The organism is Paraburkholderia jirisanensis (assembly GCF_054782355.1).
On sequence record NZ_BAAGSQ010000021.1, the window covers coordinates 352,884 to 377,583 of the forward strand.

Sequence of the window (24,700 nt, forward strand, 5' to 3'; positions counted from 1 at the left end):
GTCTACCCGTCAGTGGTTATGTACGTTATTAGTGGCGCCGACGCGCAGCTATAAATCCGGTCGCCGTCAGCGTGCCACCCGTGAAGGTCGGGACCGCCATCAGAAAAACAGTGGAACTGCCGGCGATAGAAACTCTCTGCATCGGTGGTGTAACCGTTTGCGGGAGGCTCGTAGAAAACTGTGAGACGGCGCGGTTTGGCGCACTTGCGATGGACGCAGATCCCTGGCTGATGCTGGTTACAAGAACTGTGGACAATGCACCGCCGGTTTGCGCAAACTCTACGTTGCCCCACACGTCCCAATCGCCCGCGCTGAGCGGAATGCTGGCCACCGTGTTATTCACGCCAGACGACATGGACACGCCTGTGCCGGTCGCGGTGACATACTCGCCGACAGAACCGGCCAACGCATTCGATCCGTTTGTCACTCCATTGATAACCGGCTGGTTAAGCGTCGGCGACGTGCCAAATAACAATGATCCAGAACCGCTCTCGTCGGAGACGATCGCCGCCAACTGTGCGCTGGTGGTGGTGGCGAACTGCGACAGCGGGCTGCTGGTAGCAGCTGCACCTAGATTTGTACGCGCCGCCGCCGCGCTCGTCGCACCAGTCCCGCCGTTGGTAATGGCGAGCGTGCCGGTGACACCGGATAGCGCAACACCGCCCCATATGGGCGCGGTCGTTGGTCCAGTCGAGAGAATCGCCTGACCAGATGTCGAGCCGGCGGGGTTGAGCAGTTGAATGGGGGTCAGCGTCGCGGCGAGAGCGCATGTTGTGACGAACGACAGAATGATCGAAGCGAATAGGCGTTTCATGGATTTTCCTTATAGGATCGTGGCGAAGACTTGCGACCAGTCGTTGTTCAGAACGTTGTTGCTTCCGGTGTTCAACCGCGACCAGCCGATCATGATTTTTCCGGCGCTTTGCACCGGTTGCGTGTTGCGAACGAAGTCGCCGAACATCCACGTACCGGCTATCGGAATTGAGGTTTGATCGTTCCACCCCTTGACATTGATTGCAGGGATCGCCGCGTCGTTAGCGAGACCGGACGGGTATCCTGTCCAGTCACCGCCGTTTACCTGACAACCGGTGCCGACAGCTACCAGGTTGCCTGGCTCGTTACGAAAAGCGCGGGCCAACACGGTGTCGAAGGTGCAATGAACGCTGTACGTAACGTCCTGTTGGGCAATCGACCGTCCTTCGTTGAACAGTTGCACGCCGAAAGCGGTCGATCCTGGAATCGCCTGTCCATTTCGACGAACAGAAATCTTGCTGTTTGTCACACTCGTGGTGCGCACAATCGCAGTGTCGAAGTCAGATCCCACCACGTTGATCTCGCAGCCGTCGGCGTTAGCGGACGATCCCACCAAGGCGCCGATATTGACGTTCGCCACCCGTACATTCGCGATCACCCTCTGGCAGAAATCAAACATAGGCCCGCGCCCGCGGACGCCGCCGTCATAAGTCACATACAGATCGTCGATGTGGAGGGCCGATACGCGCGTAAATGGCTGCGCGGAGATGGACGACCCGGTCGTGCCGACCTTCGAGACGCGCGCCATACCAATCTGGATATCGAAGCAATTCCAGTCGAGGTTTGCATCGTTACCGGATATCGACTTCCCGAACACACCGAGTCCGGAAGAGCCGGCTGTCGTGATATCGCAAATCCCTACGCGAATACCGGTGCATGCCTCATAGCCAAAGTCGGGTTCGATATCAAGGCCACCTGGCTGAATGAAGCCAGCCACCAGCGCGCCAATCTGTATCGAAAGCAGGTATTCGATATAGATAGTCGTGCCCGAGATGATCGAGATTGCATTTCGGCCATCATTGTCGCTATTGATCGCAGTCACCCGGCCGATCTTGATATTCGACGGATTTGCGCTGCTTGCGGTCCAGTTCGATTGCCCGATATAAAGCCCGTCGCCTCGGATCTCACGTACATCGATTGTCGGCAGCGTTAGATTCGTTGCGCCCGCGACGCCGACAGCGAAGATCTGCTGGCGATCCGTCATGTTGGCGCGGTTGCCATCTACCTTCGGATTAGCGGTTAGCCACCTTGTCGGCCATCTTCTGAGTGCGGACGCTTGCGCCAGACTGCGCGGCACGATCAGCGACCGTACCAAGGTGCAACGTTGCACCTTGATCGGACTTGCGATCGCCACCGTGCGATTGCGCCTCGAGCCAATTCGTCGCGGCAGACACGATTGCCGCATGCTGGCCCTGCGTCAGATGTCGACGATGGAGGTTGACGGACAGCACATAGGACAGAAGGTCATGCCCCTCGAAGTCGCGCTCGACTGTCTGCGGTTCGACGCCGATCTCGACGCAGGCCCGATAACGGTTGCCGCCGTCCAGAATCATGCCGTCATGGACGACGATCGGTTGAAGTTGGCCGTTGGCTTCGATATCAGCCTTCAGCGCCTCGAATTCGACGCCTTCGAGCCGCGGAAACAGCGTGCAGAGCGGATGCAGTTCCATCAGCACCCCGCCAGTCCCAGACGACGGATCAGGAACCCGGTCGCACTCGCCGGAAGCGCACGCCAGTTATAGACGGCCATGATGGCTTGCTTGAGTAACGTACGCATTCGTTACTCCGCAGTGGCTGGTGCGGGCGCGACATAGCCGACCGGATCAGCCAGCCAGAGGTGAATGTCCTCTGCACGGTATGCGACGCATGTCTTGGAGAAGCGGACCGGCTGGGGAGCTTTGCCAGACAGAACCAACTTGCGCCAGGTCTCCCGGCCAACTGGCAGGAAGGGAGAAATCTGGCGCCATTTTAGGAGGCCAATCCCGGGAAGGACCGGCGCGTTGGGATTTTGCATATTCGCTCACGGTGGTAGGTCGTGAGCGAATGTTGACCTACGTCAACCTAGAGCGTAATGGCGTTAGTTTTTGAAAAACGTGCATCTCATGCCACGGCAGTTAACGACTCGTAAACATCAAATAAATGCCTCTCTTTTTTCGACGTTGCCGCACACTGTCGCTCGATGTTCCGCTCATCGATTTGATTTCTAAACCCCTCTATCTCCATCAAACACGCTATAGCGGGGGCTCTGCTTCCACCCCATGCCATGTGATTGAATCCCGCCATCCGGAATACAAAAAGGCGTTCCTTGGCAGTATCATCGATGCGCTTCAGTGGGTAAAACTGGTCAGGATCAACGGTTTTCATTGACGCCAGCAGTTGGAGTCGGCGATCAATATCATCGTCAACCAACTGAACTTGCTGACCCTCCTTACGTTCCTGAGCGTTTTGCATCGAAAGAAACTGCACGTGAGCAAACCCATCCTTACTCACCTGCCTCAACGCCTCCAAGCCGGCGATAGCTTTATCGATTCTCGAGGATAACTGCCGCATGTTATTGACAATGTCAGAGGCGTGGTCAGTGTAGTGATACTCATACAACGACTTGACTAGTCCCCATTGCCACGTCGAATTACCGCCCGCCTCGTAGGTATCTAGCAGCGATGCAACGGCTTTGTCAAACCTCCTCTGCCTGCGCTCTGGATGCTCGATTTTCGAAATCTTGTGGAGCGCCTCAAAGTAGTATTGATGGATATCCTTAATTTCTCCAGCCGACGATTTTTTTGATGCACGCCTCGGCCCCGGGGGCAGTCGTTTCACTGCTCGGACATATCCATCTTGTGAATTCAGCCAAGATATGACCTTGTCCCTATCCGCTTCGTCATATCGTTCCTGACGAAGTTTTGTGGCTAGCCTCACTAGCGCGAGAGCGTCGGCAGAACTTGAGTCATTAAAAACTTCGAGCGTGAACAGCGGTTGTAAGAGCCCCGCATTGCACGTCTTTAGGTAATCGATAGAAGCCTCGAAGGCAGCTTTTTCTGGGATTGCCATTGCGTCCTCACGCACCCTAGGTTGAGAAGCCGCGCCAACAGGGTAAGGGATCCCTGTTCTCGTCACTCAAGTTACGCGCGGCTGAACTTAATTCGGCATCAAATATACGCCCAAATTCCACCAAAACGGCGAGCGCGGGTGCTACGTCCAACGTGGCCCATCTCCTGCACCGCAGTAAATGTGGCGCTGCACCGCAAATGTCCGCGCACGGGACATTTAGAACACGGACGCAGCCCACAATCGACCGGCAACTATCCATTTCGCATACTTCAATCCCTGTATGCCGGGAACATCTCCTTGCCGAACTTCTCGCCCTGGATGCGCGCGGCACGCGGCAGCGAAATGTGGTTCTGAGCCGCTGCGATCTCCCATGGCTCCATGAATGGATTTGGCGGCCGGCGCTTAGGCGCGCGCTTGAAGAAGTCGTTAGGCATCCCTTTCTCCGCAGGCGATGCCGGTCAGCCAGATAAGCAACCGGCTCGCCGCCATCTTCAATTCCTCGGCGTCAGCGCGAGCGGGAATGCTGCCTTCGACTATCCTGAAATTCCAGTTGTCGCTGATTTCGATAACCATGCGCGGCGCACAGCCTTTCTTGGCGGAACGGCGGTCAGCGAGGGAAATGACGTTAGCGTCAGTCATGTTCGTCCTCCATCCACCGATCGGGATCTTCGAGATCAGCCAGCCACGAATTACCTTCTTCATCCAGATTCGCGGGTGCGCCTTGAATCGTGCATTGAATGAACAAAAACATCGCATCACGGAAACCGCGGCCGGACTCACGATCCATCTCACGGAACTGACACAGAAAGCGCTCTGCGAAAACCCACGCATCAGTGCCGTGGGATTCCTCTTCGCGCAGAAGCTCTAATGCGCGCCTGGAGCCTTCGCGGTACTCAACGCTGAGAACTCGCTTTGGTCGTTTAGACATCGCCGATCTCCCCGATCCACTGGGGGAAGTTGTCTGCCACGTTCCACTCAGGCAGCGACGGCGCTCCGTAGCCCTGCAGCACCAGCATCAGATAGCCGGCTATGGCATCGCCGAAACCGCGCTGCCTGTCGCCCTGAAGATTGTTGAAGGTGCAGAACAGTTCGGCCATCACCAGAACGCCGGTTGCATGATCCTCACCGCGGATCGACCATGACTGCATCAGGTCGATGGCGACCTTTGTGCCGGCCTGGTAGTCGTCTTTGGCGGGAGCCGCCTCAACGTCCGGATACGCCGTGTTGAACCCGGCCATGAAGGCGTCGCCGATGTCGCTGACCAGATCGCCGAATTCTTCATCCGTCTGGTCGACGGCGCGCGGGCAGTTGGCGCTGACCCACGTTTGAAGGAGATCATGGAAGTGATGCGACATCACCTCATTGTCCGAGCCGATCGTGATGCCGCCCATACGCGCGAGGACAAGCGCTTTGTGCTTCGGGAGCGAAGCGAGATTGACGTTAGACATGGTCGGGGATCTCCGAGATGTCTTCGGACAGGATGCGCGCCAGCCGCTCCAAATGCAGCAGCGTCGACTTAACTGGCACGTCACAGTCGATCGTGTCGCACGGTACGGCCACCATAAGAGTCTGAATCAGCGCGTGCAACGTGCCCGCATCGCATGCGAGTTCCGCAAGTGACTTAGCCATTTGCGGCCTCCCGGATATCGCGTTCGTCTTCTGCCTTCTCGGCAAGCTTCGACAGCATCACGACACGGGATGCCAAGTCGTCCATCACTTCGATGATGTGGTGTTGATCGCGTTTGTTCAAATCACTGAACGTTTCGAAACCCTCGCCGGTTATCAGCAGCGTCATCGCGCGCAGCCGTTGAGCTTGCACCAGGCAGTAATCAACCGGCCTGCCTCCCCACTCAACAGATAGCGTGGTGGTGTTTTGATCAAGCTCGGCGGTGACGCCAAACTCAGAGACTCGAACAGGAGTTACATGCTTAGCCATTGCATGCCTCCACTTCGCTGTTGCGCTCGTTGTGCGCCTGCATGGAGTGGATGTCGTTGACCGACATTTCGGAGAGCGCCTGGAGAGCCGCAAAAAGCCCTCCCGTGAGAAAGCCACCAAGCGGTTGGCCGTCTTCATGACCATCTTCAACATAGCTCGCGATGAGGATCTCGCTGATAGCGTTGATACCCTGCATCGCCCGGTGCAGTCTGTTTAACTGAAGAGCGGCTCCGAGCGACACATAACCTGTAGCGCTAACTACGTCGAACTTCTGATTAAGCGGGTTTTCAGCCCTCTTGACCTCTACATCAGGTTGGGTATTGGTAGAGATTTGCTCAGAACGAGCGGATGCATTGGACGTCATTGCGGACTCCTACGTTTGGTAGAAGCCTGTCCAACCGCTGTCAAACGGGTGGGCAGGCACATGGCGAGGTTGACAGACCGGAACGTAGGCACCGGCGAGCGCAAGCGCTCCCCCACCATGACCCGCCCGTAAAATGGGCGCGCAATGATACTACGGACGAAAAAATACCGCCTAGCGGCGGTCGTCCGCCTACGTTTTCTCGGGCTGTCACCCCCGGCTACCGTTGTCTCGGCAGCAATTACAGATTAGGGACACTAAAGACGGTCGTCAAGCGGAAATTTGTAAACGCTGGGCATCTTCAGAAAAGACCGGCGTTGAGCGTCGACAGTCGCATATCCGTGGGATCCAAAATCCGGCACGTGTCGCGGGCCCACGCCAGCCAATTACCTATCGCCGAATCCTCTGCTACTGAAAAGCCGCGCGCGCGGGCCACTTGCTCAAGGTGGTCAATATATCGGCGCCGACGCTCGATCGCCTCCCACATATCCGCTTCCTCTAGCACCAGGTCGAAGCTTCGCTTTTGTGCACGAGCAGCTTCATCTGCCATGGTCTCGTGCCATCGTAAGCACTGAACGCGTAGTTGTTCTTCCCCCGCCCGCCTAAGGGCAATCTTGCGAGACTGTTCGCGATCCTTATAACCAATGACAGCCTTTCGCAATTTCGCGATTGCTGTGTTCAGTTGGCTTTCCAGCACGCGTCCAAGCTCGTCGCGCACCTTGATTTCCGATGGTGCTCCAGAGTCACAACCTTCGCGACGCAAGATTATGCGCAGGCGTCCGAGCGCATCCCAAGTGTCGATGCCATACCCGGGGCGGGTTTTCTCAGCCATCTCGGACATGCGCAATTGCATGATCACGTCACGGTTCGAGATGATCGTCTTTCCGCTATCGATCCGAACCTTGAACCCCCTCGCCTCGACGGCCACCAAGAAACCATCGGCAATCGATAGTGCGCGTTGGCGGACCGCCGGCGTCACAGTGATGCTGAGAAAATCGCCGGAGACGCCAATCAAACCTCCTGCTTGAATGACTGTGAATTTGATGCGATCCCACTGCGGTTCCCACTTCACCGCCTTTCTCGGCTTGTCCTCTTCCACGAGTTGCGCGTCGACCGCTTGCAACTTCTTCGCCAAAGCTCTAACGAGCGCATGCTGCCAATCACCCTCTGTGGTTGGCGTGACTTTATTTGCCGGCAACAGTTCTTCCTCGTCTATGGCCTGAAAAATATCTTTCGTTTCTGACGGGTCAGCCCCACGATGGCTATACACGTCCGGCCTTGCTCGGAATGAGACCGCACCATGGTGCTTCGGTAGCGGCGTTTGCTTGAGTTTTTGGCCTGCACGTAACTTGGCCCAATACCCAAGCGGCGGCAAGGGGACTCCAAGCTTTTTGCATATTTTCCGAAGTCCATTGTCCGAGATGCGGTAGCGAAGCGCTACCACACTGACCGGATCGGTCCAGACTTCGTCGTACAATGCGTTGCGTTCAAACGTGATGTCATTTGACATCCTTAATCTCCGCTTACGTTTCGATTCGGGGCTATCTATGACGACTGTGAAAATCTATCGTTTCAAACGATATGACTTCGTCTCGGATGAATACCAGACGTCGAGGCGCTGGGCAACGGAAGATGCCATCAAGAGAGTATGCGGCGAACCTGTCGGTCAACCGATCGAAATTGACGATAGTTTGTTGGGACGCGAAGTGGACGGCATGACTGAGCGGAACTTCAATCCGGACGCATCCAGTGGCTTTCCGCAGATGGTCAAATAAGGATTGACGCGTTGTCACTCGACAGTCGGCAGCGCCGATAGCTAACCTTGCCTGGCCGCGATCGAGATCCTATCGTTGAAACACTCACCCTGGTGAGCGCAGTTCTCGTTTAAGCCTCGCCATCCGTGCGGGGCTTTTTTTCGTCGGTGGAGCTGCGATCGCGCTCAACCACCGGCCTCATCTTCCTGAAGTCCTCGGCCGGCACCTCGTACGTGTCCGGATCCGCCGCGATGCCGCGGTTGATTGCCGCGTCTTCCTCGTCCGTCGGCATCACGATGTTGCGTTTGTCCGGCATAGTTCCTGACCTCGAATCACAGTTCGGCCGGAGTGCAGTAACCGGCGGCTAAAGTCCCTGCGGCCGCTGCCGACATCCTCTGCATGGACATGGACAAACACCCCAAAATTGAGCCCGGCACGCCACAGTACGACATGGCGATGTCGATCGAAAACACTGTACGAGCCATCCGCAAGGCCAAGGGAAAGAAGAACCCAGAGGATTGCGTGCTCTACTCAGACGAGTGGCAGGCCGTCGATGCCGACTTCGTGCGGGACCTGCTGCGCGCGCTGGGCGGTGATCCAGACGAGTGCGAGGACTAGCTGTCCGCCAGCACGCCGTCAGCTATGTGACCGACTTGCGGAACCGCGCAGGGGTCTCGGCGTTATGTATACGCGGCCAATCTGCTGCTCAAAAAGCCAGTACTGGCACGCGCTCACGTGAGACGCAAATTCAACTCCGCGATCGCGCAATATCCTCTTCCACTCGAGCACACATTCGGCAGACAAGCTGCCAGGCGCACTCCGCCACAGTGCGTTCATCAGAAACGCATCAGCTTGGCTGGGGGTGCCTGTCAGCAGTTCTTCAGGGTCGAGCGCGAAGGACACGGTGAGAGTTTCCGGGATAAGTAACGGAAATTGTGCGAGCCGCGTGGATTGAAGGCAAGAAAAAAGCCCGCGCTAGGCGGGCTGAATCCATATCGAGGAGACATGGAGGAGACGAATTCAGTATAAACCCGAATGCACCCAGTGCAATCGGCCTGTTGCGGCGCAACAACGAAAGCCGACGCATTGCGGCAAGTGCGGACCGCCAGCAACGGGTCAGCGCGTCAAAGTCGGGAGGGTCGAACGGCGGCAGGATCATAGCGGCCAAATACTGTATGGATGACCAGTATAAAGCAGCAGTCATGGCACGCGTTTAGTGAAGGCAGCGTACTCACGCTGCAGACGAGCTGTCGTCGATGATCACCGATAGATGTCAGACAGACGGCGAACTAGCGCCGGTAGTGGTGTCATCTGAACTGGCCGGGTCTAAATACTTCTGTCCCGGCACGTAGAACGCACCGGTACTCGTGTAGTGATAGCAGATGTCGACTAGGTTAATAGTGGTACCGCGGCTGGGCCACTGGAAGTGGAGAACCCAGTCGGAGGTCGCATACTTGCCGTGCACGTGATTGAACTTAGGCAACCCGATGTGGTAATGCCACAGATCGTTGGTATACGCGAACGTGTACTGCGGGCCGCCTACGGCTACGCCGTTCCATGACGGGGTGATCTTTCCTACGTATCTGGTGAAATCGCCCAGCCCGTACTTTTCGAACGTGTCGGTGAAGTCGAGAATGGCGTCCTGCTGGTCACTCGGAAAGTTCGCAAATTCTTTGGCAAACTGTGCGTTGAAGCGAACGGTATACGCCATGCTCCACTCTTTTTATTTTGCGTGGTCCAGAATGAATCGTCTCTTCTCTTCGCGCGACAATCCTACCGGAATCGTCGCATACGGGCCACGTATCGCCGCAGCCATGCGTGTCAAGTCAAGCTTGACGGGACGGTCATCTTTCCGCGACTCTCCGCCATCATTTGGCTTTTCGTCCTTCGGATGATTCTTGTCCATGGGGAAATCCTCCGTTCGCCAGTCTGTACTCTCGCACTCGTAATTACGACGCGGCTCAGCACATCTTTAGCGCGGCCGACCCATCGGTCGGTACGTTGGCGCACGTTCACACTGTGCAACCCTGAGGCGTTCTCGGTGATCAGCGCTCGCTGTGTCTACGGCGCTTCGGTCCGACTGCCTCTCCTTGTTTGTCGCGAATTCTACACAAAGCAATATCAAAACGTTATTGACAAAATCTATCGTCGGAGAAGGCGCGAATTATTGCTCCGGCCCCTGACCCACTAGAAGATATGCACGACCTTCGCCTTATCAATCACGCGAACCAGCGAACACAACGGCATATTAGGAGAAGCATGTTCTGTGCCGCGTCAGCAGTCATGCACGATTGCCGACCTCCCTCGTCACAGCCGCGCCGCAATCTGCTCGGTCGTCTCTCTGTAATAGTGATCCATCAAGAGCTCAAGATCCTTGATTCCGCTGATGCGTGAGAGCGTCATCACGTCGACTTTCTTAGCCAGCCGTGTCAACGCTTCGCCGCGGCTATCGTGAAAGTGCAGGTCCTCGATCAGCAACGCCTTCTTCGCCTTCCGGAACAGTGCATCCATCGATTCGGCTGACACGGTGAAGCATTGCTTGCGGTGCGCCACCGGCTTCAGCAGCCGCAACGCCGCGCGCGGCAACGGTATCCGCCGGGGCTGCTTCGTCAGGTACTGCATCTTGTGCTCGACCACGGCCACGCCGGTCTTCATGTTCAGCGTGCCCTCGCCCAGCCCCCTGAGTTCCTTCGCGCGCATGGCGCTACGCATTGCCACCAGCCATGCGAGCGCGACCTCCTGGTTCTTGTTCTGCGGCTCCTGGCCGGTGCGGTAGCCAAGCCAGCGCACTATCGGCCGGATCTCCTTCCACGGGTCAGGTCTGCGGGTACGCGGCGGCCCGTCCGGCGGTGAACCGACGTCCGTGAAGGGATTCACGGTGATCCACTTCCACTCCTTGCGCGCGATCGTGAAGACGTTCCGGTAGAGGTTGATCTCGCGCAGCACGGAACCGGTCTTTATCGCGCGCACCGGCGTGCCGTCCGGCCGCGTGTAGCCGGTCAGGCGCCTGTCGCGCCACTCGGCCCACATCGGCGTGTCGGCTTCGGCCATCGGCCGCTTGGCGTACTCGGGGAACTCGCGCACGAACAGCGCCAGGCGGTTCTGCTCCCACTTGACGCCTCCTTTCTTCGTCGACACCGACCGGCTGTATTTGGCGAACCCCGCGGCGACCGAGCGATCTTCGGCGGCCTGCGTCGCCAGCTCGCGCTGCTCGGCTTCCCGCTTCTTTTCTTCCATCGGGTCGACGCCGGCACGCAGCAGATCCTTCGCCTTGTCACGAGCCTTGCGCGCGGCCAGCAGAGAGACAGCCGGGTACACGCCGAGGGCCAGTCTCTTTTCCTTGTCGCCGAAGCGATACTTCAGACGCCAGTACTTAGAGCCGTTCGGCGACACCTCGAGGTACATGCCCTCGCCGTCCGTCAGCTTGTAGGATTTCTCGCGCGGCTTCGCGCTGCGGACGGCGACATCGGTAAGGGGCATAATTTCGTGGGGGCATCGAGGTGCCCCGAGGTTCAAAATGTGCCCCCGAAGATGCCCCCAAAATTCTTGGCAGTCAATGGGAAGTGTTGGGAAACGCTGGGCAGCAAAAACCCTCAAGTGCTTGACTTGACGTAGTTTTTGGTAGAACCTGGGAGGTGTTGGGAGGGAAGTTGGTACCGGGGACCGGACTCGAACCGGCAAGCTGTTAAGCGGCGGATTTTCTTCACACCACGTCTTTCGACGCCAGTCCCACCCGGCGAGCAATCACCGCAAGTAAAACCGTTCGTGCGCTGGACTATGCCTTCGCCATCGCCGCGCTGCCGCAAGATTGCCGTGAATCCACAATCCACAATCCGCGCGCGCCGCCTTAGGCGCCCCCCGTCTAGTCTCTACACCTTCCGCACCGGCGCCTCTTGAGCACCGGCGGGCTTGGCTCGGCGTTGCCGCGGCGGCCGTCGGGCCGTCAGGGGGTTCACCGAATTTGAGGGGTTCTACACCGGCCGTTTCCGGCTGGGCACTCAAATATTCAAGTCCGCTATGTTTACCAATTTCATCACCCCGGCAAGGGCGGACGCGATTCTACCATCGCCTGCACCGGCGCACCAAAGTAGCGTGCCGGCCTTTGCAAGTCACGCATTCGTCATATTCGTTACCGATAATCCGCGTCGACGAAAACGTTTACATCGGCTGACGCACCATGACACCGACCATCAAGGACGTGGCTGCCCACGCAGGTTTTTCGATCGCGACGGTCTCCCGCGCGATCAATGCGCCGCATACGGTCAATCCCGTCACTCTCGAAATAGTGCGGCAATCGATCAACGCGCTCGATTTCCGTCCCAGCCCGCTTGGCCGCCAGTTGCGCGGCGAGCGTAGCCGCCTGATCGGCGTAGTGCTGCCGACGCTCGCCAACCCGGTGTTCGCCGAATGTCTGCAGGGCATCGACGAACTCGCGTCCGCGCAAGGCTTCCGGCTGATGCTGATGACCACCCAGTACGACAGCGAACGCGAGCGCCACGCCATCGAGACGCTGCGCGAGCAGCGCGTCGAAGGCCTGATCCTGACCGTCGCCGATGCCGACACGCATCCGCTGCTGGACGAACTGGACCGCGCCGGCCTGCTGTACGTGCTGATGCACAACGACACGGTGCGCCGCCCGTCGGTATCGGTGGACAACCGGCTGGCCGCCTACGAAGGCGTGCGGATGCTGATCGCGCACGGCCATCGGCAGATCCTGATGCTGGCCGGCACGCTCGCGGCGTCGGATCGCGCCCGCCTGCGCCATCTCGGCTACACCCAGGCAATGCAGCAAGCTGGCCTGACGCCAGCGCCGGCGCTGGAGATCGATTTCAACGCGGACGAGCTGGCGCCGGCGGTGCTCGCGCATCTGACCAGCGGCCCGCAGCGCCCGACCGCCCTCTTCTGCAGCAACGATCTGCTCGCGATGGTCGTGATGCGCGGGCTGCGCCGCGCGCGTTTCGACGTGCCCGGCGATATGTCGATTCTCGGCTTCGACGGGCTCGCGATGGGCGAGCTGCTCGCGCCGCCGCTTGCCAGCATAAGCTCGCCGAACCGCGAAATCGGCTGCGCCGCATGGCGCCGGCTGATCGCGCGTGTCGACGGCACCTATCCGGACGAATCGCTGTCGCTGACCTTGCCGCACACGCTGCGCGAAGGCGCGACGATCGCTGCGATTTCGCACAGCGCCGACGCGCCCGTCGCGGCGCGCACGGCTTCGGCCGCCTGACACGCCCACGCACCGCCACCATCTCTGACCACTCACTCACCCCGTCCTGGAGACCGCTGTGAACCTGCCTCGCCTCACGACCCTGCACAAGCTGCCCCGCTACGCATGCGCCGTCGCGCTGGCCGCCTCGGCCGCGCTTGTGTCGCTGGTTGCAGCGCCGCTCGCCCACGCCGAAGAAACCGCGATCTGCTACAACTGCCCGCCCGAATGGGCGGACTGGGCGAGCCAGATCAGCGCGATCCAGCAACAGACCGGCATCCGCGTACCGTCCGACAACAAGAACTCCGGCCAGGCGATCGCGCAGTTGATCGCGGAGCAGAAAAGCCCGGTGGCAGACGTCGTGTATCTAGGCGTGTCGTCGGCGTTCCAGGCGAAGGACAAAGGCGTGATCGAGCCGTACAAGCCCGCGCACTGGAACGACATCCCCGCCAACATGAAAGATCCGCAGGGCTACTGGTTCGCGATCCATTCGGGCACGCTCGGTTTTTTCGTCAACAAGGATGCGCTCGAAGGCAAGCCGGTGCCGCGCTCGTGGGCCGATCTGCTGAAGCCTGAATACAAAGGGATGATCGGCTACCTCGACCCGTCGAGCGCATTCGTCGGCTATGCGGGCGCGGTGGCGGTGAACCAGGCGTTGGGTGGCAGCTTCGACAACTTCCAGCCGGGCCTCGACTGGTTCCGCAAGCTGAAGGCGAACGCGCCGATCGTGCCGAAGCAGACCGCGTATGCGCGCGTGCTGTCCGGCGAGATTCCGATCCTGCTCGACTACGATTTCGACGCGTATCGCGCCAAATACAAAGATCACGCGAACGTCGAGTTCGTGATTCCGCAGGAAGGCACGATCTCGGTGCCGTACGTGATGAGCCTCGTCAAAGGCGCGCCGCACGATGCGAACGGCAAGAAGGTGCTCGATTTCGTGCTGTCCGATGCGGGCCAGAAGCTGTGGGCGAATGCGTATCTGCGCCCGGTGCGCGCCAACCAGATGAGCGCCGACGCGGCCGCGAAATTCCTGCCCGCCACCGACTACGCACGCGCGAAAGCAGTCGACTTCGCGAAGATGGCCGACAAACAGCAGGCGTTCGGCGCGCAGTATCTGCAGGTGGTGCATTGAACGACATCACGTTCCCGCTGCGCTGGCGCATCGCGCTGGTGGCGCCGGCGCTTGCGGTGTTCGTCGCGTTCTGGCTGCTGCCGATCGCGACGCTCGTGCAGGTCAGCGCGGGCGGGCATCTGTTTGCGACGTACGCCGCGCTGCTGTCGAACCCGCGCTATATGCAAAGCCTCGGCGCGACGGTATTGCTGTCCGCGACGGTGACGGCGGCGACGCTGGTGCTGTCGGTGATCGCCGGGCTGTTGCTCGCGCGCCGCGAATTCCCGGGCAAGCGCACGCTGCTCGCGCTATTGACCTTCCCGCTCGCGTTCCCGGGCGTGGTGGTCGGCTTTATGGTGATCATGCTGGCGGGCCGCCAGGGTTTGATCGGCGCGCTGACGCTGAAGCTGACCGACGAGCGCGTCGTGTTTGCGTATTCGATGGCGGGCTTGTTCGTCGGCTATCTGTACTTTTCGATTCCGCGCGTGATCGTCACCGTGATGGCGTCGGCGACCAGGCTCGATGCGTCGCTTGAAGAAGCCGCGCGCTCGCTGGGCGCGTCGCCGTGGCGCATCCTGTGCGATATCGTGCTGCCGGCGCTCGCGCCGGGCTTGATCGCGGCTGGCGCCGTGTGCTTCGCCACCGCGATGGGTGCATTCGGCACCGCGTTCACGCTCGCCACCGACATCGACGTGCTGCCGATGACGATCTATACCGAATTCACGCTATCCGCCAACCTCGTAACGGCGGCCGGGCTATCGATCGTGCTGGGCATCGTCACGTGGGCCGTGCTCGCGCTAGCGCGTACGGCGACCGGCTCGGCCGTCGCTGCCACCGCGTGATGCCCAGCATGACGACGATGCGCGACCAGCCTGCTGCGATCCGCAACCCGACCGGCGAAAGCGGCGCCTACGCCGCAGCGCTCGACGGTACGCGCGACGCCTCACCGCACGAAACCCTGAACGCGGCAGACGCGCCGCAGCCCGTCGCGCACCTCGCGCCGCGCCGTCGCCGCCTCGCGCTGCCCTCGCTCCGCGGCTGGCTCGCGGCCGGCCAATGGCTCGTCACGCTGGCGCTGTGCGCGTTCCTGATCGTGCCGGTGGCGATGTCGATCGTCGCCGGCCTGACCGTCAATTACTTTCGCGGCGTCGCGAGCGGGCTCACGCTGCGCTGGCTCGTCGAGGTATGGGCGCAGTATCACGGGTCGGTGTTCCTGTCGCTCGAAGTGGCCGCCGCGACGCTCGCCATTACGCTTGTCACCGGCGTGCCGGCCGGCTATGCGCTCGCGCGCAGCCAGACGCGCGCGGCACGCGTGATCGAAGAACTGCTGGTGCTGCCGATCGCGCTGCCCGGTCTCGCGTCCGCACTGGCGCTGCTGTCCGTGTACGGCGGCTTTCGCGCGTTCCGGATGAGCGCTGCGTTCATCGTCGCGGGGCACGTGGTGTTCACGCTGCCGTTCATGGTGCGCGCGGTCGCCGCGGTGTGCGCGAGCGCCGGCCTGCGTACGCTCGAAGAAGGCGCGGCCAGTCTGGGCGCCCGCTTCACCCAGCGCTTCGTGACGATCGTGCTGCCGAACATCCGGCCCGGCATCGTCGCCGGTGCGCTCGCGGTGCTGACGCTGTCGATCGGCGAATTCAACCTGACATGGATGCTGCACACGCCCGACACGAAGACGCTGCCGGTCGGCCTCGCCGATACTTATGCGTCGATGCGCATCGAGATCGGCAGCGCCTACACGATCCTGTTCTTCATCATGACGATGCCGCTGCTGGTTGCGATGCAGTGGCTCGGCGTGGATGCGACCGGGACGCGCCGCGCGGCACGGAAACCACGCGCCCCCGCAACCGACACGCCCGTCAAGCCATGAAGCTCGCCCCCGTACCTATCACCCTCACGAACTGCGCGAAGACCTTTCGCGGCACGCGCGTGCTGGAGCCGCTCGACCTCGAGATCGGCGCAGGCGAAACGCTGGTGCTGCTCGGCCCGTCGGGCTGCGGCAAGACCACCACGCTGCGCATGATCGCCGGCCTCGAGGCGCCCGACGCCGGCGGCTGCGTGCGCTTTGGTGTCGACGACGTCACGTCACTGCCGATCGAGCGTCGCGAGGTCGGCATGGTGTTCCAGAACTACGCGCTGTTTCCGAATCTGAGCGTGCGCGGCAACATCGGTTATGGGCTGAAAATCCGCCGCATCGCCGCCGATGAAACGCGCCGGCGCGTCGACGAGCTGCTCGCGATGATGCGCCTCACCGAACACGCGGATAAAGCGGTCGACCAGCTATCCGGCGGCCAACGCCAGCGCGTCGCGTTAGCCCGCGCGATCGCGCCGCAGCCACGCGTGCTGCTGCTCGACGAACCGCTGACCGCCCTCGATGCACGGCTGCGCGACACCTTGCGCAGCGAAATGAACGCGCTGTTGCGCGAGCTTGGCATCACCACCGTCTACGTGACGCACGACCAGGCCGAGGCGATGGAACTCGGCGACCGGATCGTCGTGATGAGCGCGGGGCGCATCGAGCAGATCGGCACGCCGCGCGACATCTATTACCGGCCGGCCACCCGCGCAGTCGCGCAGTTCATCGGCACCATCAACCGGCTGGCCGGGACGTGGCGCGACGGCCTGCTGACCACTACCGGCGGCGCCGTGCCGGCCGCGCACGCGGCAGCGTGCGGCCCGACACAACACCGCGACGCGACCGTGCCATCGGTGCCATCCGCGTCATCCGCGCCATCCGCGACACACGGCACACACGGCGCGCGCACGGCGCACGCCACGCCTGTCGCACCCGCCACGCACGAAGTATTCTTCCGCCCCGAAGACGCCTGGCTCGCCGACCCGGCCAGCGCACAATTGCGCGGCACCGTCGAACACGCGGCATTTCTCGGCGAACGCACCCGCCTGACGATCGGCGGCGCGGCGCCCGACCCGCTGGTGGTCGACGTCGCGGGCCGCGTCGAGCTGGCGCATGGCACCGCGGTCGGCGTGTCGATCGCAGCGGACGCACTGCTTGCGCTATCGTGAACCCACCCCGCGAAACGAAGCGATAAAAGCGATGAAAGCGAAACCACGCCGCGTCGCCTCGAACCGCGCCCCGCTCTCCTTGAACCGTCAGGCACCCTCATGCTGCTAGCCCAGATCAGCGACCTGCATATCAAACGCCCCGGCGCGCTCGCCTACCGGCGCGTCGATACGGCCGCTTACTTGACGCGTTGCGTCGCCGCGCTCAATGCGCTCGAACCGCGCCCCGATGCGGTGATCGTCACCGGCGATCTCGTCGATCAAGGCGAGCCGGAGCAATACGAGCATCTGAAAGCCCTGCTCGCGCCGCTCGCCATTCCGTATTACCTGCTGGTCGGCAATCACGACGACCGCGGCGCGCTACGCGCAAGTTTCGGCGACCGCAAGGAGCTGTTCGAAGGCGGCGAGTTCGTGCAATACGCGCTCGACGTCGGCCCGCTGCGCGTGCTCGCGCTCGATTCGATCGTGCCGGGCGCGAGCCACGGCGATCTGTGCGATACGCGCCTCGCATGGCTTGCCGCGCAGCTCGAAGCGGCGCGCGACAAGACCGTGCTGGTCGCGCTGCACCATCCGCCGTTCGTGTCCGGCATCGGCCATATGGACTGCGTGCGGCTCGCGCCGGCCGCCGCCGCGCGGCTCGAAACGCTGCTCGCGCGCTATCCGAACGTCGAACGCGTGATCTGCGGGCACGTGCACCGGCCGATGTTCACGCGCTTTGCCGGCACCATTGCATCGGCGGTGCCGGCGCCCGCGCACCAGGTCGCGCTCGACCTGCGCGACGACGCGCCGTCGGCATTCCGCATGGAAGCGCCCGCGTTCGCGCTGCATCGCTACGATGCGGCGACCGGACTCGTCACGCACCACGCGTACGTCGACGCCGGCGAGGGCCCGTATCCGTTCTACGAACCGGCCGGCGCACTGATCGACTGATGCGTCAGGCGTCGCGCAGCAACGCTGCGGCAAGGCGACCCGCCAGATGGGCAACGCGCCGCGCCTGCGCTATCGCGCGAGGCAGCGGCCCGGCAAGCGCGCTGTAAAGCTTGCAGACAGCACCGTGCCGGCCGCCGACGCGCGGTCGCGGACAAACCGGAACGGCCCGCACGGGGCGCAGCACTGCACCGGGCGAACGCGCATCGGGAAGATCCATCCGGCGGCGCGCCGTGCCGCCATTCCCCCCACGGTGCGCGATCGCCGCGCGTCCGGTATCATCGGCACGCTCGAAGCCCACGCCTGCCGCAGGCCGCGCGATCGGGCCAGCCGTCGCCCGCGCCGGTTTTGCCTCGCCTTGCCGCGTTTGAACCTCAGCCGCCCCATGTCCAGTTCCGAAACCTCCGCTCCGTCCGACCGCTCGCTCACGGGCCTGCTGCTGCTTCTTGCGACGATCGCGGGTATTTCGGTCGCGAACATCTATTACAACCAGCCGCTGCTCGACGATTTTCGCCAGTCGTTCCCGCAAGGCGCGTCGTGGGTCGGCGCGGTGCCGGCGGCGACGCAGCTCGGCTACGCGGCCGGCATGCTGCTGCTCGCGCCGCTCGGCGACCGCTACAACCGGCGTGCGCTGATCCTGTGGCAAACCGCCGGCATGTGCATTGCGCTGCTGGTTTCGGCAGTCGCGCCGAATCTGTCGGTACTGGTGGTAGCCAGCCTTGCCACCGGCATCCTCGCGACCATCGCGCAACAGGCGGTGCCGTTCGCAGCCGAAATCGCGCCGCCGTCGATGCGCGGCTCGGCGGTCGGTACCGTGATGAGCGGCCTGTTGCTCGGCATTCTGCTCGCGCGTACCGCGGCGGGCTTTATCGCCGAATACTTCGGCTGGCGCGCGGTATTCGGCGTGTCGATCGTCGTGCTCGGCCTGCTGTCGATCCTGATCGTGATGCGCCTGCCGCACAGCAAACCAACTTCGCAGCTGAGCTACGGCCGGCTGATGGCGTCGATGTGGCATCTGACGCTCGAGTTGCGCGGGCTGCGCGAAGCCGCTTTGACCGGCGCATCGCTGTTCGCCGCATTCAGCATTTTCTGGTCGACGCTAACCTTGCTGCTGGCCGGCGCGCCGTTCCACTTCGGGCCGCAGGTGGCGGGCCTGTTCGGCATCGTCGGCGCGGCCGGCGCACTCGCCGCGCCGCTCGCCGGCAAGTCCGCCGATACGCGCGGGCCGCGCGCGGTGGTCACGCTATCGATTGGTCTGGTGGCGGTGGCGTTCATTGTGTTTGCGCTGTCGGGTAAAAGCATCGCCGGGCTCGTGATCGGCGTGATCGTGCTCGACATCGGTGTGCAGGCCGCGCAGATCTCGAACCAGTCGCGCATTTATGCGCTGAAGCCGGAAGCCCGCAGTCGCATCAATACCGTGTACATGGTGTGTTATTTCATCGGCGGTGCGCTTGGCTCGGCGGTCGGCGTCGTGGTCTGGCCGACCTTCGGCTGGGTCGGCGTCAGTCTCGCCGGACTCGTGTTTACGGCGCTCGCCGCGTGGAGCCATTTGCGGCTCACGCGCGAACAGCCGATGGGTCCGGCTTGATCGCCTACGCTGCACGGCACAGCAACGCACGCCTCGCGCAGCGCCCGCTAGCGCCGCGCTAGCGCATATTCGTGCAGCACGTCGATCGCGCGGTCGAATTCGAACGACTTGTCGTAGAAGTGCCGCACGCCGTACTGCAGGCAGCGCTCGCGATAGGTCGGCAACGCATGATTGGTCAACACCAGCGCGAACATCGAGTCGAGCATCCCTTCGCGCTGCATGAACGCCAGCACCGGCACGCTCGAACCGCCCTTCAACTGCAGATCGACGATCACCGCATCGAACGGTTCGCTGCTGAGCCGCGCAATCGCCTCATCGGCGGAATCCGCGTAAGCGGCAACCTGCATCATGCCCGATGCGTCGATCGCTTCCGCGATGCTGCGGCGAATCAGCGGCGAATCCTCGATCAGCAGCACGCGCAACGGCGCGTGGCCGGATTCGTGCTGGACAGTGGCGGGATCGGCGTTCATCGCAACTCATTCCCTCGTTCGCGCATTGGGCTCATTTGGGGCTCATGTGCGGCTCATGCATGGCTCATTCGATCAAGCCGTTCTTGATCGCGTAGTACGTGAGGTCGGCATTGGTGGCGAGCCCCATCTTTTCCAGCACGCGCGCGCGATAGGTGCTGACGGTCTTCACGGACAGATGCAACTCCCCGGCGATATCGGTGGGAATCTGCCCGGCCGCGAGCTTGCAGAAAATCTGAAACTCGCGCTCGGACAACCGCTCGTGCGGATGCTCCGCGGCCGGCTTGTGCAGATTGTCAGCCAGCATGTCGGCGAGCGTCTCCGACAAATACCGGTGGCCGCGCGCCACCGCGCGAATCGCCCGCACGATTTCGTCAGGCTCGCAATCCTTGTTCAGATAACCGTTCGCGCCCGCGCGCAGCAAGTTGATCGCATACTGGCTTTCCGGATAACCCGACAGGATCAGCACGCCCTGCTCCGGCCGCACCTGACGGATCACCCGCAACGTATCGACGCCGTTCTTGTCGGGCATCGCGATGTCGAGCAGCACCACGTCGAACGCCTGTTCGCGCACGAGGCGGATGGTTTCGTCGCCGGTCGCGGCTTCCGCGGCGACGCACATATCCGGCTCGTCGGCGACGAACTGCCTGAAGCCCCCTCTGACGATCGCGTGATCGTCGGCAATCAGTACTCGAATCATCGCTTCGGTTCCGCTTCGGTCAGTGCCATGGAAATCGGCCCAATGCGGACATTGTAAACACCACGCGGACATCGGCGCAGCGCCGCGCGACGCTGCACTGCACCGCAAGCCGCGCGTCGCGCGATGGCCGCACGCGTAACCGGACGGGGCTTCGGCACGCCGCTCAACGGCCCGACAGCAGGTCCGCCATATCGTCCGCGTGCTCTTCCTCGACCGCGAGAATCTCTTCGAAGATGCGGCGCGTGGTGGTGTCCGAATCGCCGAGATAGCGAATGATCTCGCGATACGTATCGATCGCGATGCGCTCGGCCACCAAATTCTCGCGGATCATGTCGGTCAGATCCTTGCCTTCCTTGTACTCCGAATGCGAGCGTCCGGTCAGCGTGTCCGGCGCGAAGTCCGGCGAGCCGCCCAGTTGCACGATGCGCGCGGCGAGCATGTCCGCATGCTGCTGCTCTTCGTTCGCGTGCTCGAGAAATTCCTGCGCGACGGCTTCCGAGTTGATGCCCTTTGCCATGAAGTAATGACGCTTGTAGCGCAGCGTGCAGACGATTTCGGTGGCGAGCGAACCGTTCAGCAGTTTGATCACGGTGTTGCGATCGGCCGCGTAGGTTTCGGTGACCGGACCGTCGTCCATGTCTTTGCGAGCCTGCGCGCGGATTCTTTCGAGGTCCATCACGAACGGGCCTTTCTTTGCTGCAGCTTGTGCTTGAGTGGTCGTGGACATTGAATCAGCTCCTTATACGGTATGTGGGGTGGCGCAGCGGGCCGCAGCAGCGGTCCCGGTGCGCAATCAGCGATAGAGATGCGAGATGCGCGCGATCGGTGCGACTAGGTTCGGAATACGCCCAGCAGCAGCGTGACGACGAACACCACGAGGAAAATGTAGAACAGGATCTTCGCGATTTCCGCCGCGCCGGCCGCGATGCCGGTAAAGCCGAATACGGCGGCGATGATCGCGATCACGAAAAATACGAGCGCGTAGTGCAGCATGGTTTCACTCCTCCTGGTCCTGGCGGTATCTGCAAACCGGGACCACGGTCCCGGCCACTGCGAGCCGCGGCGCTAATCGACGATCTTCTTCGTGACGACGAAGCCAAGCACGAGGAACACGACGCACAGGATCACGAACACGATGAACAGAAACTTCGCGATGGCCGCCGCGCCCGCCGCTACGCCGGTGAAACCCAGCAATCCTGCAATCACCGCGACTACGGCGAAAAACAGTGCCCACTTCAGCATGATCTCTTCCTCCCCTTTCGACAGTCTGGTTGACACTGTCATCGTAGTGAGCACGGAACGGGCCCGCATTCCGGCGCGCTCCGGTTTTGCTGTGGGAATCCGCTGACATCGGCTTACAGATGGTGTGCGGGCGGTGCTTCCTGCGGTATCTGCTGGGGTGCGCCCTGTCGCGCTTCCTGCCGCGTCAAGCTGGCCGCGCCCGCAAAGCGCGCGGCCAGCGCTAAACTTGACGGGTTCACCGCCATCTCACAGGAGCGTCCGTGGCCGGCATCGCAGGCAAAACGTTCACCACGCAGCTCAACGGCTGGATGAAACAACGCAGCTGGGCGATCGCCATGACGGTGGCGATCGTGATCACGGTCGGCGGCCTCGTGATTCTCGAAACCGCTCGTCAGCGCATCGCCGCGGAGTACGAAACAGCGCTCGAAGCGCGCGGCGTCAGCGCGCAATTGAGCGAGCTGGCCAGTCAGTTCGCGCAACTTTCCGCGCATCAGGATGCATTTCTACTGACCAGTCAGCCAGCCAGCGCGCGCGACTATTGCGCAAGCGCAGCGCGCATCCGGCAAGGCACGCTTGGGCTCGACGCATGGTTTCGCCGTGCCGGCGAGCGCGCCGACATGGCCGAAATCGCAAGCTTCGCGCAGATCGCACAGTTGCTCGACGCACGCATTGCCCAAGGCGCAGCGGCATTGCGACAGGCCGCGCGCGAGCCGCTTGCGCTCACCGGGTGCGGCGCGAACCCGGCGCCCGCGCAGCAGGTGGACGACGCGCTGGTCGGCAGCATGCTCGCGCTGCTGCGCGACAACGAGGAGCGCCGCGCGCAGCACGCGCTCGATGCGAGCCGCGCCGATCAGCGGCTGTCCACGCTGTGCGCGGCGGCGCTGTCGGCGCTCAACATCGTGCTGTTCATCCTGCTGTTCCGTAACCTGGGCATCCAGATCGACAGCCAGGCGCGGGTGCAAAAGCAGTTGATCACGCAACAGGAAGAGCTCGACCAGCTGGTGCACGAGCGCACCCGGCAGCTCGAAGCGCTCGGCTGGCACCTGCAGGCAGTCAGCGAAAACGAGAAGACGCAACTCGCGCGCGAACTGCACGACGAGCTCGGCGCGATCCTGACGGCAAGCAAGATGGACGTCGCGTGGGCAAGGCGCAAACTGAAAGACAGCGCACCGGAGCTCGCCGACAAACTACAGCGTGCGCTCGCCAATCTCGATCAGGGCATCGCGCTGAAGCGCCGCATCATCGAAGACATGCGGCCTACCGTGCTTGCCAATTTCGGGCTGGTCACCGCGCTGCGCACGCTCGGCGACGAAGCCGCGCAGCGCAACGGCTGGACGCTCGATCTGCAACTGCCCGCCGACGACGTCAAGCTCGACGAGCAGACCGAGATCGCGTTGTTTCGCGTCGCGCAGGAGTCGCTCACCAATGCGGCGAAATATGCGCATGCGTCGCAGGTGACGATCGGTCTTGTATTGCAGACTGGTTTGGTGACGCTGCATATCGCGGATAACGGCGTCGGCATCATGCCGGCCGATCTGACGCGCACGCACACGCACGGGCTGCTCGGCATGCGCCAGCGCGTCGCGGCGCGCGGTGGGCGCTTCGAGATTGGGCGCGGCGCGGCGGGCGGTACCGATATTCGTATCGAGATGCCGCTGCCGGTGGTGCTCGACGCATCGGCTTCGGTACCGGCGCCGCAAGCGATGTCAGGCTCGATGTCAGGTTCGTTTGCAGCCGCACCGGCGGCATTCGGCGCGATGCCCGCGCAGCCCGCTGCCAAAGCCACGGCAATCGATGCGAACGCAAGCATCGTCGCGCCCGATGTGGCCGCCACTGCGCCTGCTGATGTACCTGCCGCTGCTACGACGTCGGCCGCAGCGCCAGCTATCGCGCCCGCCAACACACCGATCGCCACATCCCCTGACGTGCCCGATCTACCCGCCACCGACGCCGCGCGTACGTAGGACTACGCCGACAACAAAATCGCTGCGCCGCCTACAGCGCGGCAGCGACCCGGCTCTTATGATGGAAACAGACCGGATCGTCTCGCGCACTTACCCCGGTCGGACGAGACGCGCATCGCCGTGCACTTACACGGCGGCTCGCAAATCTACCGTGCATCTTTGTCAAGGGGAACGCTCATGACTCGACTCATCGCTTTGCTTCTGATTGCGGGTGCCGCTACCGCACTCTCCGGCTGCAATACGGTTTCAGGCGCCGGTCAGGATATCTCGAAGGGTGGCCAGGCCATTTCGAATTCGGCCGACAAGGCGAAGGAATAACGCCTCGATACGCTCTGCTTCGAGCGGGTTCCGGTTTATCAGTCAGGCGAATCACTGTTGCGTCGACTCTCGCAGTGGCTCGTGCATCGACTCCTGTTTAGCGCCGCGCATGCCGCGGCGTTTTTTTTTTGGCCGCGCCTCGCCGACATGAAAAGCGCAGCAATGAAAAACGGCGGCCCGCTTACGCGGGCCGCCGCTACTGCTCTCCCTGATACCACGTCGTTATAGTCCAGTCAGCGTATTGCTC

Annotated in this window: 32 protein-coding genes; 11 read left to right on the forward strand and 21 right to left on the reverse strand. The window is 62.0% G+C overall.

Annotation, left to right across the window (positions count from 1 at the left end):
• Window positions 1-28 precede the first annotated feature (28 nt).
• From ACYVNQ_RS10790 to ACYVNQ_RS10845, 12 genes are all read right to left on the reverse strand, one after another.
• Window positions 29-814, reverse strand: coding sequence for a hypothetical protein (locus ACYVNQ_RS10790; protein WP_460902470.1), 786 nt, complete (start codon window positions 812-814; stop codon window positions 29-31).
• Window positions 815-823: 9 nt separating this feature from the next.
• Entirely contained in the window at window positions 824-2,017 is a 1,194-nt protein-coding gene (locus tag ACYVNQ_RS10795) for a hypothetical protein (protein WP_460902471.1), read from the reverse strand.
• A 28-nt stretch (window positions 2,018-2,045) separates the two neighbouring features.
• Complete coding sequence (locus ACYVNQ_RS10800; protein WP_460902472.1) at window positions 2,046-2,483, reverse strand: ParB N-terminal domain-containing protein; 438 nt, start codon at window positions 2,481-2,483, stop codon at window positions 2,046-2,048.
• 430 nt (window positions 2,484-2,913) lie between these two features.
• Entirely contained in the window at window positions 2,914-3,861 is a 948-nt protein-coding gene (locus ACYVNQ_RS10805; protein WP_460902473.1) for a hypothetical protein, read from the reverse strand.
• 269 nt (window positions 3,862-4,130) lie between these two features.
• Window positions 4,131-4,295, reverse strand: a complete 165-nt coding sequence (locus tag ACYVNQ_RS10810; RefSeq protein ID WP_460902474.1) for a hypothetical protein — start codon at window positions 4,293-4,295, stop codon at window positions 4,131-4,133.
• On the reverse strand, window positions 4,288-4,500 hold the full coding sequence (locus ACYVNQ_RS10815) for a hypothetical protein (RefSeq protein ID WP_460902475.1): 213 nt from the start codon (window positions 4,498-4,500) through the stop codon (window positions 4,288-4,290). Before ACYVNQ_RS10815 ends, ACYVNQ_RS10810 begins: the two co-directional genes overlap by 8 nt.
• Window positions 4,493-4,789: a hypothetical protein gene (locus ACYVNQ_RS10820; RefSeq protein WP_460902476.1), complete on the reverse strand. Its 297-nt coding sequence runs from the start codon at window positions 4,787-4,789 to the stop codon at window positions 4,493-4,495. Before ACYVNQ_RS10820 ends, ACYVNQ_RS10815 begins: the two co-directional genes overlap by 8 nt.
• Window positions 4,782-5,309, reverse strand: coding sequence for a hypothetical protein (locus ACYVNQ_RS10825; protein ID WP_460902477.1), 528 nt, complete (start codon window positions 5,307-5,309; stop codon window positions 4,782-4,784). The genes ACYVNQ_RS10820 and ACYVNQ_RS10825 overlap by 8 nt, the downstream gene beginning before the upstream one ends.
• Window positions 5,302-5,490 (reverse strand): hypothetical protein, encoded by a 189-nt coding sequence (locus tag ACYVNQ_RS10830; protein WP_460902478.1) that lies wholly within the window; start codon window positions 5,488-5,490, stop codon window positions 5,302-5,304. Before ACYVNQ_RS10830 ends, ACYVNQ_RS10825 begins: the two co-directional genes overlap by 8 nt.
• A complete protein-coding gene (locus ACYVNQ_RS10835; RefSeq protein ID WP_460902479.1) occupies window positions 5,483-5,797 on the reverse strand; it encodes a hypothetical protein in 315 nt (104 codons plus the stop codon). Before ACYVNQ_RS10835 ends, ACYVNQ_RS10830 begins: the two co-directional genes overlap by 8 nt.
• A complete protein-coding gene (locus ACYVNQ_RS10840) occupies window positions 5,790-6,161 on the reverse strand; it encodes a hypothetical protein (protein ID WP_460902480.1) in 372 nt (123 codons plus the stop codon). Before ACYVNQ_RS10840 ends, ACYVNQ_RS10835 begins: the two co-directional genes overlap by 8 nt.
• 298 nt (window positions 6,162-6,459) lie before the next feature.
• Entirely contained in the window at window positions 6,460-7,668 is a 1,209-nt protein-coding gene (locus ACYVNQ_RS10845) for a hypothetical protein (RefSeq protein ID WP_460902481.1), read from the reverse strand.
• A 37-nt stretch (window positions 7,669-7,705) separates the two neighbouring features.
• Here ACYVNQ_RS10845 and ACYVNQ_RS10850 point away from each other — a divergent pair, with 37 nt between their 5' ends.
• On the forward strand, window positions 7,706-7,933 hold the full coding sequence (locus ACYVNQ_RS10850) for a hypothetical protein (RefSeq protein WP_460902482.1): 228 nt from the start codon (window positions 7,706-7,708) through the stop codon (window positions 7,931-7,933).
• A gap of 109 nt (window positions 7,934-8,042) precedes the next feature.
• Here the strand turns inward: ACYVNQ_RS10850 and ACYVNQ_RS10855 are convergent, their stop codons facing one another.
• Entirely contained in the window at window positions 8,043-8,228 is a 186-nt protein-coding gene (locus ACYVNQ_RS10855) for a hypothetical protein (RefSeq protein WP_460902483.1), read from the reverse strand.
• 83 nt (window positions 8,229-8,311) lie between these two features.
• Between ACYVNQ_RS10855 and ACYVNQ_RS10860 the strand changes: the two genes are divergently transcribed.
• Complete coding sequence (locus tag ACYVNQ_RS10860) at window positions 8,312-8,530, forward strand: hypothetical protein (protein ID WP_460902484.1); 219 nt, start codon at window positions 8,312-8,314, stop codon at window positions 8,528-8,530.
• A 655-nt stretch (window positions 8,531-9,185) separates the two neighbouring features.
• Here ACYVNQ_RS10860 and ACYVNQ_RS10865 read toward each other — a convergent pair.
• The 3 genes from ACYVNQ_RS10865 to ACYVNQ_RS10875 all read right to left on the reverse strand — a co-directional run bounded on the left by ACYVNQ_RS10865 (window position 9,186) and on the right by ACYVNQ_RS10875 (window position 11,392).
• Entirely contained in the window at window positions 9,186-9,623 is a 438-nt protein-coding gene (locus ACYVNQ_RS10865) for a hypothetical protein (protein ID WP_460902485.1), read from the reverse strand.
• Window positions 9,624-9,635: 12 nt separating this feature from the next.
• Window positions 9,636-9,818: a hypothetical protein gene (locus tag ACYVNQ_RS10870; RefSeq protein ID WP_460902486.1), complete on the reverse strand. Its 183-nt coding sequence runs from the start codon at window positions 9,816-9,818 to the stop codon at window positions 9,636-9,638.
• 401 nt (window positions 9,819-10,219) lie between these two features.
• Window positions 10,220-11,392: a tyrosine-type recombinase/integrase gene (locus tag ACYVNQ_RS10875; protein WP_460902487.1), complete on the reverse strand. Its 1,173-nt coding sequence runs from the start codon at window positions 11,390-11,392 to the stop codon at window positions 10,220-10,222.
• A 697-nt stretch (window positions 11,393-12,089) separates the two neighbouring features.
• Between ACYVNQ_RS10875 and ACYVNQ_RS10880 the strand changes: the two genes are divergently transcribed.
• The 7 genes from ACYVNQ_RS10880 to ACYVNQ_RS10910 all read left to right on the forward strand — a co-directional run bounded on the left by ACYVNQ_RS10880 (window position 12,090) and on the right by ACYVNQ_RS10910 (window position 19,762).
• Window positions 12,090-13,139, forward strand: a complete 1,050-nt coding sequence (locus tag ACYVNQ_RS10880) for a substrate-binding domain-containing protein (RefSeq protein ID WP_460902488.1) — start codon at window positions 12,090-12,092, stop codon at window positions 13,137-13,139.
• A 91-nt stretch (window positions 13,140-13,230) separates the two neighbouring features.
• The gene (locus ACYVNQ_RS10885) at window positions 13,231-14,250 is read left to right on the forward strand and encodes an ABC transporter substrate-binding protein (protein WP_460902693.1); all 1,020 of its coding nucleotides are present in this window, start codon (window positions 13,231-13,233) and stop codon (window positions 14,248-14,250) included.
• Complete coding sequence (locus ACYVNQ_RS10890; protein ID WP_460902489.1) at window positions 14,247-15,071, forward strand: ABC transporter permease; 825 nt, start codon at window positions 14,247-14,249, stop codon at window positions 15,069-15,071. The genes ACYVNQ_RS10885 and ACYVNQ_RS10890 overlap by 4 nt, the downstream gene beginning before the upstream one ends.
• Window positions 15,072-15,079: 8 nt before the next feature.
• Entirely contained in the window at window positions 15,080-16,096 is a 1,017-nt protein-coding gene (locus tag ACYVNQ_RS10895) for an ABC transporter permease (RefSeq protein WP_460902490.1), read from the forward strand.
• Complete coding sequence (locus ACYVNQ_RS10900; RefSeq protein ID WP_460902491.1) at window positions 16,093-17,250, forward strand: ABC transporter ATP-binding protein; 1,158 nt, start codon at window positions 16,093-16,095, stop codon at window positions 17,248-17,250. The genes ACYVNQ_RS10895 and ACYVNQ_RS10900 overlap by 4 nt, the downstream gene beginning before the upstream one ends.
• 99 nt (window positions 17,251-17,349) lie before the next feature.
• Window positions 17,350-18,177: a phosphodiesterase gene (locus ACYVNQ_RS10905; RefSeq protein WP_460902492.1), complete on the forward strand. Its 828-nt coding sequence runs from the start codon at window positions 17,350-17,352 to the stop codon at window positions 18,175-18,177.
• A gap of 382 nt (window positions 18,178-18,559) precedes the next feature.
• Window positions 18,560-19,762, forward strand: coding sequence for an MFS transporter (locus ACYVNQ_RS10910; protein ID WP_460902493.1), 1,203 nt, complete (start codon window positions 18,560-18,562; stop codon window positions 19,760-19,762).
• 47 nt (window positions 19,763-19,809) lie between these two features.
• Here ACYVNQ_RS10910 and ACYVNQ_RS10915 read toward each other — a convergent pair whose 3' ends face one another.
• From ACYVNQ_RS10915 to ACYVNQ_RS10935, 5 genes are all read right to left on the reverse strand, one after another.
• The gene (locus ACYVNQ_RS10915) at window positions 19,810-20,232 is read right to left on the reverse strand and encodes a response regulator (protein ID WP_460902494.1); all 423 of its coding nucleotides are present in this window, start codon (window positions 20,230-20,232) and stop codon (window positions 19,810-19,812) included.
• Window positions 20,233-20,296: 64 nt separating this feature from the next.
• Entirely contained in the window at window positions 20,297-20,929 is a 633-nt protein-coding gene (locus ACYVNQ_RS10920; RefSeq protein WP_460902495.1) for a response regulator, read from the reverse strand.
• A 163-nt stretch (window positions 20,930-21,092) separates the two neighbouring features.
• Window positions 21,093-21,656, reverse strand: a complete 564-nt coding sequence (locus ACYVNQ_RS10925) for a ferritin-like domain-containing protein (protein ID WP_460902496.1) — start codon at window positions 21,654-21,656, stop codon at window positions 21,093-21,095.
• A 104-nt stretch (window positions 21,657-21,760) separates the two neighbouring features.
• Window positions 21,761-21,922, reverse strand: a complete 162-nt coding sequence (locus ACYVNQ_RS10930) for a DUF1328 domain-containing protein (protein WP_012400904.1) — start codon at window positions 21,920-21,922, stop codon at window positions 21,761-21,763.
• Between the two features lie 72 nt (window positions 21,923-21,994).
• Complete coding sequence (locus tag ACYVNQ_RS10935) at window positions 21,995-22,171, reverse strand: DUF1328 domain-containing protein (RefSeq protein ID WP_091800263.1); 177 nt, start codon at window positions 22,169-22,171, stop codon at window positions 21,995-21,997.
• A gap of 308 nt (window positions 22,172-22,479) precedes the next feature.
• Between ACYVNQ_RS10935 and ACYVNQ_RS10940 the strand changes: the two genes are divergently transcribed.
• Both ACYVNQ_RS10940 and ACYVNQ_RS10945 read left to right on the forward strand, forming a co-directional pair.
• Window positions 22,480-24,135 carry a sensor histidine kinase gene (locus tag ACYVNQ_RS10940; RefSeq protein WP_460902694.1) on the forward strand — a complete coding sequence of 552 codons (1,656 nt, stop codon included), beginning with the start codon at window positions 22,480-22,482 and terminating at the stop codon, window positions 24,133-24,135.
• A 177-nt stretch (window positions 24,136-24,312) separates the two neighbouring features.
• Window positions 24,313-24,453: an entericidin A/B family lipoprotein gene (locus ACYVNQ_RS10945; protein WP_460902497.1), complete on the forward strand. Its 141-nt coding sequence runs from the start codon at window positions 24,313-24,315 to the stop codon at window positions 24,451-24,453.
• Window positions 24,454-24,700 lie beyond the last annotated feature (247 nt).

What these genes read in the sequence shown, in the direction of transcription:
- ACYVNQ_RS10815 (WP_460902475.1), bottom strand. Translation starts at nt 4,500, where the DNA reads ATGACTGACGCTAACGTCATTTCCCTCGCTGACCGCCGTTCCGCCAAG.
- ACYVNQ_RS10915 (WP_460902494.1), bottom strand. Translation starts at nt 20,232, where the DNA reads ATGAACGCCGATCCCGCCACTGTCCAGCACGAATCCGGCCACGCGCCG.
- ACYVNQ_RS10865 (WP_460902485.1), bottom strand. Translation starts at nt 9,623, where the DNA reads ATGGCGTATACCGTTCGCTTCAACGCACAGTTTGCCAAAGAATTTGCG.
- ACYVNQ_RS10895 (WP_460902490.1), top strand. Translation starts at nt 15,080, where the DNA reads ATGACGACGATGCGCGACCAGCCTGCTGCGATCCGCAACCCGACCGGC.
- ACYVNQ_RS10900 (WP_460902491.1), top strand. Translation starts at nt 16,093, where the DNA reads ATGAAGCTCGCCCCCGTACCTATCACCCTCACGAACTGCGCGAAGACC.
- ACYVNQ_RS10920 (WP_460902495.1), bottom strand. Translation starts at nt 20,929, where the DNA reads ATGATTCGAGTACTGATTGCCGACGATCACGCGATCGTCAGAGGGGGC.
- ACYVNQ_RS10875 (WP_460902487.1), bottom strand. Translation starts at nt 11,392, where the DNA reads ATGCCCCTTACCGATGTCGCCGTCCGCAGCGCGAAGCCGCGCGAGAAA.
- ACYVNQ_RS10820 (WP_460902476.1), bottom strand. Translation starts at nt 4,789, where the DNA reads ATGTCTAAACGACCAAAGCGAGTTCTCAGCGTTGAGTACCGCGAAGGC.
- ACYVNQ_RS10840 (WP_460902480.1), bottom strand. Translation starts at nt 6,161, where the DNA reads ATGACGTCCAATGCATCCGCTCGTTCTGAGCAAATCTCTACCAATACC.
- ACYVNQ_RS10925 (WP_460902496.1), bottom strand. Translation starts at nt 21,656, where the DNA reads ATGTCCACGACCACTCAAGCACAAGCTGCAGCAAAGAAAGGCCCGTTC.
- ACYVNQ_RS10870 (WP_460902486.1), bottom strand. Translation starts at nt 9,818, where the DNA reads ATGGACAAGAATCATCCGAAGGACGAAAAGCCAAATGATGGCGGAGAG.
- ACYVNQ_RS10845 (WP_460902481.1), bottom strand. Translation starts at nt 7,668, where the DNA reads ATGTCAAATGACATCACGTTTGAACGCAACGCATTGTACGACGAAGTC.
- ACYVNQ_RS10855 (WP_460902483.1), bottom strand. Translation starts at nt 8,228, where the DNA reads ATGCCGGACAAACGCAACATCGTGATGCCGACGGACGAGGAAGACGCG.
- ACYVNQ_RS10880 (WP_460902488.1), top strand. Translation starts at nt 12,090, where the DNA reads ATGACACCGACCATCAAGGACGTGGCTGCCCACGCAGGTTTTTCGATC.
- ACYVNQ_RS10805 (WP_460902473.1), bottom strand. Translation starts at nt 3,861, where the DNA reads ATGGCAATCCCAGAAAAAGCTGCCTTCGAGGCTTCTATCGATTACCTA.
- ACYVNQ_RS10810 (WP_460902474.1), bottom strand. Translation starts at nt 4,295, where the DNA reads ATGCCTAACGACTTCTTCAAGCGCGCGCCTAAGCGCCGGCCGCCAAAT.
- ACYVNQ_RS10945 (WP_460902497.1), top strand. Translation starts at nt 24,313, where the DNA reads ATGACTCGACTCATCGCTTTGCTTCTGATTGCGGGTGCCGCTACCGCA.
- ACYVNQ_RS10935 (WP_091800263.1), bottom strand. Translation starts at nt 22,171, where the DNA reads ATGCTGAAGTGGGCACTGTTTTTCGCCGTAGTCGCGGTGATTGCAGGA.
- ACYVNQ_RS10905 (WP_460902492.1), top strand. Translation starts at nt 17,350, where the DNA reads ATGCTGCTAGCCCAGATCAGCGACCTGCATATCAAACGCCCCGGCGCG.
- ACYVNQ_RS10930 (WP_012400904.1), bottom strand. Translation starts at nt 21,922, where the DNA reads ATGCTGCACTACGCGCTCGTATTTTTCGTGATCGCGATCATCGCCGCC.
- ACYVNQ_RS10910 (WP_460902493.1), top strand. Translation starts at nt 18,560, where the DNA reads ATGTCCAGTTCCGAAACCTCCGCTCCGTCCGACCGCTCGCTCACGGGC.
- ACYVNQ_RS10830 (WP_460902478.1), bottom strand. Translation starts at nt 5,490, where the DNA reads ATGGCTAAGTCACTTGCGGAACTCGCATGCGATGCGGGCACGTTGCAC.
- ACYVNQ_RS10850 (WP_460902482.1), top strand. Translation starts at nt 7,706, where the DNA reads ATGACGACTGTGAAAATCTATCGTTTCAAACGATATGACTTCGTCTCG.
- ACYVNQ_RS10790 (WP_460902470.1), bottom strand. Translation starts at nt 814, where the DNA reads ATGAAACGCCTATTCGCTTCGATCATTCTGTCGTTCGTCACAACATGC.
- ACYVNQ_RS10835 (WP_460902479.1), bottom strand. Translation starts at nt 5,797, where the DNA reads ATGGCTAAGCATGTAACTCCTGTTCGAGTCTCTGAGTTTGGCGTCACC.
- ACYVNQ_RS10860 (WP_460902484.1), top strand. Translation starts at nt 8,312, where the DNA reads ATGGACATGGACAAACACCCCAAAATTGAGCCCGGCACGCCACAGTAC.
- ACYVNQ_RS10825 (WP_460902477.1), bottom strand. Translation starts at nt 5,309, where the DNA reads ATGTCTAACGTCAATCTCGCTTCGCTCCCGAAGCACAAAGCGCTTGTC.
- ACYVNQ_RS10940 (WP_460902694.1), top strand. Translation starts at nt 22,480, where the DNA reads ATGAAACAACGCAGCTGGGCGATCGCCATGACGGTGGCGATCGTGATC.
- ACYVNQ_RS10795 (WP_460902471.1), bottom strand. Translation starts at nt 2,017, where the DNA reads ATGACGGATCGCCAGCAGATCTTCGCTGTCGGCGTCGCGGGCGCAACG.
- ACYVNQ_RS10800 (WP_460902472.1), bottom strand. Translation starts at nt 2,483, where the DNA reads ATGGAACTGCATCCGCTCTGCACGCTGTTTCCGCGGCTCGAAGGCGTC.